Origin of the sequence: Phenylobacterium aquaticum (assembly GCF_022695515.1) — a bacterium.
GTDB lineage: Bacteria > Pseudomonadota > Alphaproteobacteria > Caulobacterales > Caulobacteraceae > Phenylobacterium > Phenylobacterium aquaticum.
In genome coordinates this window covers 106,973-119,317 of the sequence record NZ_JALDPT010000002.1, presented here as the reverse complement: position 1 = coordinate 119,317, position 12,345 = coordinate 106,973, and the positions used below count along the sequence as shown (strand labels likewise).

General features: G+C 68.3%; 8 protein-coding genes and 2 pseudogenes. 6 read left to right on the top strand and 4 right to left on the bottom strand.

Going from position 1 to position 12,345, the window contains the following annotated elements; translation table 11 throughout:
• Nucleotides 1–14 precede the first annotated feature (14 nt).
• From MQH10_RS02375 to MQH10_RS02360, 4 genes are all read right to left on the bottom strand, one after another.
• The gene (locus MQH10_RS02375) at nucleotides 15–695 is read right to left on the bottom strand and encodes a TetR/AcrR family transcriptional regulator (protein WP_242562470.1); all 681 of its coding nucleotides are present in this window, start codon (nucleotides 693–695) and stop codon (nucleotides 15–17) included.
• 50 nt (nucleotides 696–745) lie between these two features.
• The gene (locus MQH10_RS02370) at nucleotides 746–1,438 is read right to left on the bottom strand and encodes a hypothetical protein (protein ID WP_242562469.1); all 693 of its coding nucleotides are present in this window, start codon (nucleotides 1,436–1,438) and stop codon (nucleotides 746–748) included.
• Nucleotides 1,323–4,178 (bottom strand): TonB-dependent receptor, encoded by a 2,856-nt coding sequence (locus MQH10_RS02365; RefSeq protein ID WP_242562468.1) that lies wholly within the window; start codon nucleotides 4,176–4,178, stop codon nucleotides 1,323–1,325. Before MQH10_RS02365 ends, MQH10_RS02370 begins: the two co-directional genes overlap by 116 nt.
• A 115-nt stretch (nucleotides 4,179–4,293) precedes the next feature.
• Complete coding sequence (locus tag MQH10_RS02360; protein WP_242562467.1) at nucleotides 4,294–5,484, bottom strand: class I SAM-dependent methyltransferase; 1,191 nt, start codon at nucleotides 5,482–5,484, stop codon at nucleotides 4,294–4,296.
• Between the two features lie 164 nt (nucleotides 5,485–5,648).
• On the opposite strand from MQH10_RS02360, the pseudogene MQH10_RS02355 reads away from it, so the two are divergent.
• The 6 genes and pseudogenes from MQH10_RS02355 (at nucleotide 5,649) to MQH10_RS02330 (ending at nucleotide 12,337) form a co-directional block, all read left to right on the top strand.
• Nucleotides 5,649–6,330: pseudogene (locus MQH10_RS02355) on the top strand (GntR family transcriptional regulator).
• 64 nt (nucleotides 6,331–6,394) lie between these two features.
• The gene (locus MQH10_RS02350; RefSeq protein WP_242562466.1) at nucleotides 6,395–7,777 is read left to right on the top strand and encodes an aspartate aminotransferase family protein; all 1,383 of its coding nucleotides are present in this window, start codon (nucleotides 6,395–6,397) and stop codon (nucleotides 7,775–7,777) included.
• Nucleotides 7,778–7,785: 8 nt separating this feature from the next.
• Nucleotides 7,786–9,159, top strand: a complete 1,374-nt coding sequence (locus MQH10_RS02345) for a glutamine synthetase family protein (RefSeq protein ID WP_242562598.1) — start codon at nucleotides 7,786–7,788, stop codon at nucleotides 9,157–9,159.
• 95 nt (nucleotides 9,160–9,254) lie between these two features.
• Nucleotides 9,255–10,351, top strand: a pseudogene (locus tag MQH10_RS02340) (ABC transporter substrate-binding protein).
• Nucleotides 10,352–10,568: 217 nt separating this feature from the next.
• Nucleotides 10,569–11,474 carry an ABC transporter permease gene (locus MQH10_RS02335; protein WP_242562465.1) on the top strand — a complete coding sequence of 302 codons (906 nt, stop codon included), beginning with the start codon at nucleotides 10,569–10,571 and terminating at the stop codon, nucleotides 11,472–11,474.
• Nucleotides 11,474–12,337 carry an ABC transporter permease gene (locus MQH10_RS02330; RefSeq protein ID WP_242562464.1) on the top strand — a complete coding sequence of 288 codons (864 nt, stop codon included), beginning with the start codon at nucleotides 11,474–11,476 and terminating at the stop codon, nucleotides 12,335–12,337. Before MQH10_RS02335 ends, MQH10_RS02330 begins: the two co-directional genes overlap by 1 nt.
• Nucleotides 12,338–12,345: the final 8 nt, after the last annotated feature.

The following is a 12,345-nucleotide window of genomic DNA, read 5'->3' as shown; positions in this document are numbered from 1 at the left end:
GGACTTCGGCGGCTCTAGGCGAAGCTCTCGAAATAGAGGGCGAACAGGAGGCAGATCTCGTGATTGACGAGGTCGGCGTCGCGGTCCGGCTCCTCGACCACCATCTCCATGGCCGCGTAACTCAGCTCGACCATCATGCGCATGGCGACCCGCAGTCGGGTGTCCGACACATTGGGATAGCGCGAGCGCATGGCGTCGAAGAACTTGCCGGCGACGAAATCACGGCTGTCGAAGCGCAGCTGCTGCAGCATGGGAATGGCGCGGAGCGCCCGACCGATGGCGGGGCCGCCGGGGAAGGCCAGGGTGATCTCGATGATCCTGCGATGCATGGCCAGGCTTTTGGCCATGCGCGCCTCGATGGTCTCGCCCTCCAGGCCGCCGGACTCGATCCAGGCGAGCACGGCCTCGTCCTGGGCGGCCATCAGCCGGTCGCCGAGCTCCTTCAGGATCGCGTACTTGTTGGGGAAGTAGCGATAGAGCGCCGGCGGGGTCAGGCCCGCCTTCTGGCAGATGGCGTTGGTGGTCAGCTGTTCGAAGCCGATCTCGCGCAGCATCTCGCCGGCGGTGGCCAGCACGACTTCGTAGGTGTCCTGGGCGCGGGCCTGGGTCGGCTGGAGCTTGGCCTCGAGCGGAATGGCGGCGTCCACGGGAACGGCCTTTCGCCCGGCCGTCCGTTTCGCCGTCTGGGTCTGCATTCCGCGCTCCGCTCCTCGATCCGCCCCGGCCGGGGGTCTCTCCGCGGGGGTCACGACGTCAAGACAGCGCGGGGCCGGGTCAAATGCAAGCCGATGATCAGGGCCAGCGTCACAAGGGCCAGGCCGACGCCCAGCCAGACCGAGCCGCGGACATCGCTGTCGCTGACCAGCAGAGAGGCCAGGAACGGTCCCGCCGCGCAGCCCAGCAGGCCTGCCCCCGGGCCCAGCATGGCCGCCCGGCGCGTCGGATCGGCCTCGATGGCGAGCGGGGTGAGATAGGGGGAGGCGAAGATCCACAGGAAGCCGAACGCGCCCGAGCAGGCCAGGAACAGGGGCGCGGCCGGGCGCATGCCGAATACGAACAGGGCTGCGATCATCAGGGTGATGGCGCCGGCGAGCGCCTTGAACCAGGACACCCGACCGGCCAGCGCCGTGGCGGCCGAGCCGCCTGCGACCTGGGCCGCCAGGGAGAGCGAGATGGCCGCCCCGGCGACGCCCTGGGCGTGGCCCGACTGGCGCGACAGGGGCTCCACATAGATCCAGAAGGCCAAGATGAAGGCCTGGAAGCAGAGGGCGGCGGCGAGCGCGACCCAGCCGCGCGGACTGGGCAGGCCGCCCGGCCCCTGGTCATGGTCGGTGAGCGGCCAATAGGCGTCGGGGACCAGCAGGCCGGCGGCGGCGGTGAGCAGGGACAGGCCCGCCAGCACCCCGAAGCCTCCATCGACCCCCAGCGGCTTCAGCACGAAGGCGCTGACGCCTGCGACCACCAGCAGCTGGGCCAGGGTCTGCAGGGTGAGATAGAGGCCCGATCCGCGCTCGGGGCGCGGCGAGCGGACGATCATGCCGGTGACCAACCAGATCATCACCCCGCTGGGCAGGCCGTTGACGGCCCGCACCAGGGTCAGGACATCGCCGCTGACATGGGTGGTCAGGAGGTTGAGGCCGGTCATGATCAGGCCGCAGACCACGGCGATCAGCCGCAGGCGCTTCGCGCCGAGCAGGGGCCCCGCCAGACTGGCGGCGACCCCCATGGACAACAGCTCCACCGTGCCCGCCTGGCCCAGCTGGGCGGCGGTCAGGCGACCGGAGGACTGCAGCCCGCCCAGCAGCAGCGGGCCGACGCCTGCGAACATCACCCCCATGATGCCCACCCAGAAGGTCGCGACCTGCTGGGCGGGGGTGGGGCGCGGGCCGATCCAGCCCGTTCGGATCGGTTCCGAGCTCAATATTTGGCCCGGAGATAGACGCCGTAGGTGCGCGGCTGGCCGACGCTGAACACGTCGAAGCCGAGGCCGGCGATCGGGGTGATGTCGACGATGTTGGTTTCGTCGAAGATGTTCTTGCCCCAGACGCCCATCTCATACTTGCCGTCCTGCAGACGCCAGCCAGCTGGGCGTTGACGAAGGTGCGGGTCGGGTCGCTCAGGCGCTCGGTGTTGGCCGTGTCGAAATAGACCTTGGTCCGATAGGTGAAGTCCGCCTGACCGACGAACTCGCCGATCGGCAGGGGATGGCTGTAGTGGACCGAGCCGTTGACGCTGGCCTTGGGCGCGGACGGCAGGGTGTTGCCGGAATAGTCCGTGCCGACTGAGACGAAGTCCTTGTACTCGGCGCTGAGCAGGGAGACGCCCAGGCTGAGGTCGAGGCCCTGGGCCGGGGTCGCCTCGATCTCGGCGTCGGCCCCGTAGATCTTCGCGGCCGAGGCGTTGGTGAAGTACTGCACCGACAGGGCGCCGCGTTGGATCACGGTGTAGACCTGCAGGTCCTTGTAATCATAGTAGAAGGCCGAGAGGTTGGTCCGCAGGCGGCGATTGAAGAACTCCGCCTTGGTCCCGACCTCGTAGGCGTTGACCTTCTCGTCCTGATAGGGGCCGAGGTCCGAGGGCTCGGTGGTCTGGCCGGAGAAGAAGCCGCCGCTCTTATAGCCGCGGTTATAGGTGGCGTAGACGTTGGCGTCATCGGTCAGCTTGTACTGGACGCCCAGCCGGCCGGAGAGCGACCGGAAGGTCTTGGAGTCGTCGAAGGTGAAGATCGGGATCAGCCCGCCTTCCGCCTCGCTGACATAGTGGAACTGCTTCTCGTCCATCGAATAGCGCAGGCCGACGGTCAGGGTCAGGCGGTCGGTGACGTCATAGTCGGCCTGGCCGAAGGCGGCGTAGCTCTTGGAGGTCTGGTGCAGGGGCCAGCCGAACAGGGCGATGGAGTTGGCCGGATCGGCGCCGGTCGGGTTCGACGCGGTCGGATTGCGCAGGGCGGCCAGGACGTCATAGGTCGAGTTGTTGTTCAGATAGTCGTTGGCGAAATAGAGCCCGGCCAGCCAGCGCAGCTGGGTCTTGCCGTTCGACTGCAGGCGCAGCTCCTGGCTCGTGGTCTCCTCGCGGGCGATGTACCGGGCGGTGATGATCGGGATCGGGTTGGCGTCGGTCTCTTCCCAGTCGTCCCGGGCCGCGCGCTGGTAGCCGGTGACCGAGACCAGGGTCACAGGTCCGAAGTCATAGCTGATGGTCGAGGCGGCCCCGAACAGCTTGAGGATGTCCTTGCCCTCGAACTGGTAGTCGCCCTGATAGAGGTTGCCGCTGGTGTTGGCGTAGCCCAGCACGTTGGTGCACTGGCCCGAGGTGTAATAGGCCGGCTTACACAGCGCGTAGCCCAGCGAGGGATCGAAGGTTCCGGCGGACTCGGCGGTCTGGGCGATCAGGGAGCGGTTATAGGCCAGGATCGAGCCGCCGCGGGACTGGTTCAGGCTGAGCGTCAGGTCGGCGGTCAGCTTGTCGTCGGGCTTGTAGCGCAGGGCCGCGCGCAGGCCCCAGCGATCGGCGTCATTGCCGCGGTTCCCGGTCAGCCGGTTGAGGGTGTAGCCGTCATCCTTGTTGTAGATGCCGCTGACCCGGAAGGAGAAGGCGTCGCCGAGCACGGGGATCGGGCCGCCCACGCCGCCCTGGGCGTTGATCGCGTGGAAATTGCCGTAGTCGATCGCCGCGTCGGCCTGGAAGCTGTCGGTGGGCTTCTTGGTGGTGACGTTGATCGCGCCGCCGGTGGTGTTGCGGCCATAGAGGGTGCCTTGCGGGCCGCGCAGCACTTCCACCTGTTGCAGGTCGTAGAACGAGGCCAGCTGGGCGAGCGGCGAGGCGACGTAGACCCCGTCCACATAGATGCCGACGGCGCTGGCCGTGGAGGGGTTGAAGTCGTTGACGCCGACGCCGCGGATGAAGATCCGCGGGTTGGCGGCGTTGTCGTCGGTCTTGATCTGCAGGCCCGGGGACAGGCCGGTCAGGCCGAGCAGGTTGCCGACGCGCTGGTTCTGCAGGGTCTCGCCGGTCAGCGCGGTGATGGCGATGGGAACGTCCTGGAGGTTCTCGGCCCGCTTCTGCGCCGTGACCACGACCTCTTCGATTTCGTTGCCGCCCGAGCTCTGGGCGTGCGCCCCGCTCGCCGCCAGCAGGGCGGCCAGTCCAACGCCCGCCAGGGCTCCCATCTTGGTCATCGTCCAACGTCCCCTATGAAGTTTTCAAGACGGTAGTGAGGACTACCGTTTTGGCAAGGGTAAACTTGAGGTGGCGCTGGGGCGGTGCGCGGAAGTCACAGGGGGCGGGGCTTGGCTAGGTCTTCCGCATCCAGAACGAGGCGCCATAGATGTCGAGGCCGGCCAGGGGGCCGGGACGCAGCGTGGCGCGGGCCTGGGCCAGCAGGGCCGGGTCCTGGCTGATCCACCAGTTGGGCGACAGGATCTCGAAGGCCTGGGGGCCGAAGATCAGGGCGGTGGCCAGCAGGTACTGCTCGTTCCACAGCCGCTGCACGTGGCCGCTGATATAGTCGTCGGGCAGGTAGACGTCGTGGACGTGGACGATCACGCCGGACGTCAGCCGGGGCAGGATCTCCAGGAAGAAGACGGTGACGTCGGAGCCCTGGAAGGATCGGTGCGAGCTGTCCAGGAACAGGATGTCGCCCGGCTCCAGGGCCTGGAAGATCTCGACATTGCAGGCCTCCAGCGGTTTGCGGATGACGTGATCGCAGATGCGGTCGACTTCGGCGCGAGGCTGCGGATCGATCGAGGTCAGCCGCGTGCGCAGGCCATAGGTCTGGACGGCGCGCCGGGCGAACTTGGTCGACAGGCCCGAGCCGATCTCGACGAAGCGGGCGGGATCGCCCCGGCGCAGCATCTGCATCAGCACCATGGCGTCGAGGGAATTGAACCAGGCGTTCAGCCAGAAGGGGTGCGGATCCTCGTTGTCCCCGCCCATCGGGATCTGGGTGAAGTCCGATGCGATCTCGGCGATCTCGGCCAGCAGGGCGGCGTAGCGGTCGCGGCCGGCGCTGATCTGGGCCTCAAGCTCAGGATGGGGCGGCTTGCCCGCCCCATAGCGGATGCGGGCGGTGTAGTCGTAGTCGACCAGCTTGAAGTCCATGGTCCAGCGATCGCTCGACCAGGTGAGATGGGCGAGGTCGGGCGCCGGCGTCGCCGGATCGAGCAGGGCGTCGGCCCGGGCGAGCGCCTCGGCCGCGGCGGCCGTGTCTCCCGACTGACCCAGCCCCATGGCCAGATCGCACCAGCCGGCGGGATCGTCGGGCGCCGCCTCGACCGCCGCGCGCAGCAGGGTGAGCGCCGCGTCGGGCTCTCCCAGCTTGAAGCGCGTCACGCCAAGCAGGCGGGTGGCCGTGGGATGTCGGGGCGACCGCTGGAGAACCCTCAGGAAGATCAGTTCGGCCAGATTGAGCATATGGGCGCGCAGGCGTCCCAGGCCGATCTCGACGGCGTCTTCCAGGCCAGGCTCATGGGGAGGTGCGGTCATCGAGGTCCCTGGCCGTTGCGACGGCGTCCGCGAGTCTGCCCTGCGCCGTCCGGCCAAGGAAGCGCCACGCGCCACAATCGTTCCATGGCCGGTGCGCGCGCCGGGGCTGGCGCCGCGCCGGACTTCGTGCACTGTGATCGCAATCGCCGGAGACCGCCGATCGCATGCCCCCCGCCGCATCCCCCAGGCGCCCGTTGGCCGACTCCCAGGCGGTGCATGACCAGGTCTATGAGGCCATCCGCCGGGCCCTGATCACCGGCGCCATCGCCCGGGCGCGGGGTGAGCCTGAGGGGGCTGGCCGTCGAGCTCGGCGTCAGCCCCATGCCGGTGCGCGACGCCGTCCGCCGGCTGGTCGCCGAGCGGGCGCTGGAGATCAATCCGGCCAACAAGCGGCTGAGCGTGCCCTCCCTCACCGCGGCGCGGCTGGAGCAGCTGGAGCAGGCGAGGCTCTGGATCGAGCCGGAGCTGGCGGCGCGGGCGGCGGGCCGGGCTGACGACGCCCTGATCAAGGCGCTGCAAGGGATGGACGCCAAACTCGACGCCGCCCTGGCGGCCGGAGACGTCGCCGCCTACATGGCCGCCAACCACGCCTTCCACTTCGCCATCTATGAGCGGGCCGAGGCCGAGGTGCTGCTGTCCATGGCCGCCGGCCTGTGGCTGCAGATCGGCCCCTTCATGCGGGTGGTGTTCGGGCGAGTGGGGTCCGACAACCTGGTCGCCGACCATCACGCCGAGGCCGTGGCCGCCCTCAAGGCGCGGGACGCCGAGGCCGCCCGCCGCGCCATCGCCGCTGACCTGTCCGAAGGCATGGAGAAGATGCGCGCCGCCGTCGAGGCCCGCCCGTGATGCGGAAGCTTGACAGACGGCCGGCGGCGCAAAACTGTGATCACAATCTAAGGACCCAGCCCGCGTGACCCTGTCGGCCCAGCCTCTGGCGGATCCCCAGTCCAAGACCCTGGCGGGCCTGTGGGCGGCCGAGGTCGCGCGGTTTGCGGCGACTCATCCGCGCTCTGTCGCCCTGGCCGGCCAGGCGGCGGCGGTCTGGCGCGGCGGCGCGCCGATGCACTGGATGGGCGACTGGGCGAGCCCGGTCCCGATCTTCGCCGCCCAGGGCCATGGCGCGCAGGTCACCGACGTCGACGCCGGCCTCTATGACGACTTCTGCCTGGGCGACACGCCCTCGATGTTCGGCCACGCCCAGCCCGAGGTCGCCGCCGCGGTGGCCGACCAGCTCAAGCGCGGGGCGGGCTTCATGCTGCCGACCGCCGAGGCGGTGGTCGTGGGCCGCCTGCTCGCCGAGCGCTTCGGCCTGCCGCTTTGGCAGACGGCGACCACCGCCAGCGACGCCAACCGCGCGGCGATCCGCTGGGCCCGCGCGGTCACCGAGCGGCCGGTGATCCTGATCTTCGACGGCTGCTATCACGGCATGGTCGAGGACGCCTTCGTGGTCTTGAAGGACGGGGTTCCGGTCATGAAGCCGGGCCTGCTGGGCCAGGTGAGCGACATGACCATCACGACCCGGGTGGTCCCGTTTAACGACCTCGCTGCCATGGAGGCGGCCCTGGCCCCCGGCGACGTGGCCGCGGTGCTGGCCGAACCGGTGATGACCAATTGCGGCATGATCCTGCCGGAGCCGGGCTTCCGTCAGCGACTGCGCGATCTCACCCGCGACGCCGGAACCCTGCTGATCCTCGACGAGACCCATACGCTGTCCGCCGGACCCGGCGGCTATGGCGTCCTCCACGGCCTCGAGCCGGACATGCTGGTGATCGGCAAGGCCATCGCCGGCGGGGTTCCCGCCGCGGTGTGGGGCGTGACGGCCGAGCTGTCGGCGCGGATGGACGCGGCCCAGGCGCGGATCGGGCCCGGCCAGTCGGGGATCGGCACGACCCTGTCCGGCAACGCGCTCGCCATGGCCGCCATGCGGGCCATGCTGACCCATGTGATGACGCCCGCGGCCTACGGCCGGATGCTGGCTGGATCGGAACGCCTGGTGCAGGGCCTTCGGCAGGTGATCGCCGACCACGACCTGCCTTGGTCGGCCGTTCAGGCGGGGGCGCGGGTGGAGCTGGTCTTCGCCGATCCGCCGCCGAAAAACGCCGCCGAGATGCGCAAGGCCCTGGACCCCGACCTGATGTCCGCCTTTCATCTGTGGCTGATCAACCGGGGGGTGCTGATCGCGCCCTTCCACAACATGATGTTGGTGTCGCCGGTCACGGAAGACGCCGCGATCGACCGGCTTGTCGCCGCGGTCGCGGGCTTCGCCGACGCGCTCAAGGACCTTGCCGCATGACGTCCCCCATGGTCGCCGATCCCCAGGAATGCCGCGATTTCCTCGCCGCCCATCCGGAGGTGAAGTTCGTCGAGGTGTTCTTCACCTCCATGACGGGGGTGCCGCGCGGCAAGCGCCTGCGGATCCACGAGCTGCAGGCCATCTATGACTATGGCCGCTTCCTGCCCGGCTCGGTGCTGGTGGTCGACACCCAGGGCGCGGACTGCGAGGACACGGGGCTGGTCTGGGAGGACGGCGACGCCGACCGTCGCGCCCGGCCCGTGCCCGGGACCCTGAAGCTGGCCCCCTGGCTCGGCCCCGACATGGCCCAGGTGATGCTGTCGCTCTATGAGCTGGACGGGACGCCCAACGATCTCGATCCGCGCCATGTCCTGCGCCGGGTGCTCGACCGGTTCGCCGCCGACGGCCTGACCCCGGTCGTGGCCTGCGAGCTGGAATACTACCTCGTCGACCTGGAGCGGACCGCCAGCGGCGACCTGCAGCCGCCGAAGTCGCCCCTGACCGGCCACCGCCCCGACGGCATCCAGGTCTACGGCCTGCCGGAACTGGAGGCCATCGCCCCGTTCCTGCGCGAGCTGTGGGCGACGGCCGACGTGCTGGACGTGCCGCTGGAAGGCGCGATCTCGGAATTCGCCCCCAGCCAGGTCGAGCTGACCCTCAAGCACAAGCCCGACGCCCTGGCCGCCGCCGACGACGCCCTGATCTACAAGCGCGCCGCCAAGGGCGTGGCCCTGCGTCACGGCTGCGAGGCCACCTTCATGGCCAAGCCCTGGTCGGACCGCGCCGGCAACGGCTTCCACGTCCATGTCAGCGTCAATGACGCGGCGGGCAATAATCTCTGCGCCAGCGAGGAGCTGGAGGGCTCGGACCTGCTGAAGCACGCCATCGGCGGCATGAAGGCCCTGATGGGCGACTGCATGGCGATCCTGGCGCCCAACGCCAACAGCTATCGCCGGTTCAAGGCCAATTCCTATGCGCCGGTGGCGCCGACCTGGGGCGTCAACAACCGCACGGTCTCGCTGCGCGTGCCGGCCGGGCCGCCGCCGACCCGGCATGTGGAGCACCGCGTCGCGGGCGCCGACGGCAATCCGTACCTGGTGCTGGCCGCTCTTCTGGCCTGCGCCCACTACGGCATCACGAACAAGATCGATCCCGGCCCTGCCGTGGTCGGCGACGGCTATGCGGCGGCGGCCAAGGAGAACGTGCGGCTCCCCTCCAACTGGTTCGCCGCCGTCGACCTGTTCGAGGCCAGCGAGGTGCTGGCCGACTATCTGGGCGAGCGCTTCGTGGAGATGTTCGTGAAGGTGAAACGCACCGAGCAGGCGCGGTTCTTCGAGGTGGTCACCGCGCTCGATTTTGACTGGTATCTGCGCAACGCCTGAGGGCGCCGCGCGGGATGAGAGGCTTGGGTTGAACTGAACGGCGGGCCGTGTCCGCCATGCTGTCGGACGACATAGCGAGGGAGCTTCGAAGGGCCATGAGCCAGACCAATTCGCATCGCGGCGGGGCGTCCCGGCGCTCGATCCTGACGGCGCTGGGCGCCGCGGCCGTCGGCTTCAGCCTGACGGACTGCAGTCCCAAGGCGGCCACCAAGGGTGGGGGCGAGGAGCCCAAGCTCAACTTCTACAACTGGGACACCTATATCGGCGCCACGACGCTCGCCGACTTCAAGAAGGCCTCGGGCGTCGAAGTGAGCATGAGCCTGTTCGCCACCAATGACGAACTGTTCGCCAAGCTGAAGGCGGGCAATCCGGGCTTCGACGTGATCGTGCCGTCGAACGAGTTCGTCACCCGCATGAGCCAGGCCGGCATGCTGGAGGCGCTGGATCATTCCAAGATCCCCAACATGAAGAACATCGATCCGGCGTTCCTGAACCCGGACTATGACCCGGGGCGTAAGTTCTCCATGCCCTACACCTGGCTGGTGCTCGGCATCGGCTATCGCAAGAGCAAGGTGAAGGGGGTTCCCGACAGCTGGAAGTACCTGTTCGACAGCGACCAGTACAAAGGCAAGATCGCGCTCCTGTCCGAGAGCGCCGACCTGATCCGGCTGGCGGCCAAGTACAAGGGCCATTCGGTCAACAACATCCCGCCCGAGCTCGTCGCCGAGATCGAGAAGATGCTGATCAAGCAGAAGCCCTTCGTGAAGGCGTTCCACGATGACAATGGCCAGGACATGCTGGCCGCCGGCGATGTGGACCTGGTGTTGGAATACAACGGCGACATCGCCCAGGTGATGCGCGAGGACCCGGACCTCGACTTCGTGGTGCCGAAGGAGGGCAGCCTGCTCAACTCCGACACCCTGTGCATCCCCAAGGGGGCGCCGCGGCCGAACAATGCGCACGCCTTCATCAACTACATCCTGGACGGGACGGCTGGCGCGGAGATCACCAAGACCATCCTCTACCCGACGCCCAATGCGGCGGCGAAGGCCCTGATGCCGGACAGCTACAAGAACAATCCGGTCATCTTCCCGCCCGCCGACATCATGGCCAAGTGCGAGTACGGCGCTTCGAAAGCGCCGAGAAGGCCAGCCTCTACGAAGAGGTCATCACCCGGGTCCGGGCGGCCTAGGCGATGAGCTCAGCCATTGGTTCTCCCTCTCCCCTTGCGGGAGAGGGTGGCCCTGCGAAGCAGGGTCGGGTGAGGGGTCTCGCTCCCCTCGCCGCGCTTCTGGCTGGGCCGATCGCGGACAGATCTGAGAGACCCCTCATCCGTCGGCTGCGCCGACACCTTCTCCCGCAAGGGGAGAAGGGGGCGTGATGCCGCCGCCGAACTTCAGGAGACCCTGATGGAGGTCAGTTGGACCAAGGCCAAGGCGGTGTTCGCCGCCGCGCTGGGCCCGCCGCTGTTCTGGCTGGTGCTGTTCTTCCTCGTGCCGCTCGGCATCGTCTGGGCCTACAGCTTCGGCCGCAATGTCGGCCTGACCGAGATCTCGTTCACCGGCACCTTCGCCAACTACGCGCGGGCGATCGAACCCCTCTATCTGAAGATCTTCATCAAGTCGGCCTGGGTGGCGGGCCTCACCACCGGCCTCTGTCTGGTGGTGGGCTTCCCCGTCGCGCTGGCCATCACCTTCGCGTCCGAGAAGGCCAAGGCCTGGCTGCTGCTGCTGATCATGCTGCCGTTCTGGACCAACCTCCTGATCCGCACCTACGCCCTGATCGCGGTCTTGAGGACCGAGGGCTACATCAACATGTCGCTGGGCTGGCTGTGGCATGGGGGCGGAATGGTCGCGGCCCTGCTGGGCCTCAAGCCCATCGGCGACTTCCAGCCGCTGGAGCTGCTGCACAACAATTTCGCGGTGATCCTGGGCCTGGTCTATGTCCACCTGCCCTTCATGGTGCTGCCGCTCTATTCAGCGCTGGACCGGCTGGACCGTTCGCTGCTGGAGGCCAGCCTCGACCTGGGCGCGGGCCAGATGCGCACCCTGTTCCGGATTGTCGTGCCGCTCGCCCTGCCGGGCATTGCATCGGGCGTGCTGATCACCTTCATCCCGGCGCTCGGCGCCTATCTGACCCCGGACCTGCTGGGCGGGCCCGACAGCCAGATGATCGCCAATGTCATCGAGCGCCAGTTCAAGCGCGCCAATGACTGGCCGTTCGGGGCGGCCCTGTCCTTCGTGCTGATGTACCTGACCTTCATCGCCATAGCGATCCAGGCCCTGATGTCGCGCAAGTCGCCGGAGGCCCGCTGATGGCCAAGGCGCGGAAATATCCCGTCGGCCCGCTGGAATATCTGCGGCGCTGGCAGATGCAGGCCTGGCTCGCCGCCGTCGGCCTGTTCCTCTATGTGCCGCTGATCGCTCTGATGGCGTTCAGCTTCAACGACAGCCGCCGCAACATCGTGTGGAAGGGCTTCACCCTCAAATATTACGACAAGGCCTTCCACGACGCCTCGCTGATCGAGGCCTTCGGCAATTCGCTGACCATCGCGGCGGTCTCGACCGTGGTCAGCCTGGCGCTGGGGGCCATGGTCGCCCTGGTGCTGTGGCGGTTCCGCTTTCCCGGCAAGACCGTTCTGGACGGAGCGCTCGCCCTGCCGATCGTGGTGCCGGAGATCTGCATGGGCGTGGCCATGCTGGTGTTCTTCGCCCGCGTGATGCCCTGGCCCCAGGGCCTGATCTGGCCGCTGAACCTGGGCGCCATCATCATCGCCCACATCTCGTTCTCCTTCCCCTTCGTGGCGGTGGTGGTCCGGGCCCGGATGGCCAGCTTCAATCGCGAGATGGAGGAGGCGGCCCGGGATCTCGGGGCCGGTGAGTGGCGGACCATCGTCGACGTGATCCTGCCGCACATGGCGCCCTCGCTGGTGGCCGGGGCGCTCCTGGCCTTTACGCTCAGCCTGGACGACTTCGTCATCACCTTCTTCACGGCGGGCCCCGACACCGTGACCTTCCCGGTGAAGGTCTATTCCATGGTCCGCTTCTCGGTGACGCCCGAGGTCAATGCGGCCTCGACCATCCTCATCGTGCTGACCGTGATCCTGACGGCGGTGGCCCTGCGGCTGCAGGGCGATCCGGCCGTGACCGCCGGCCACGCGCCCGCCGACAAGTCCTGAGAACGCCC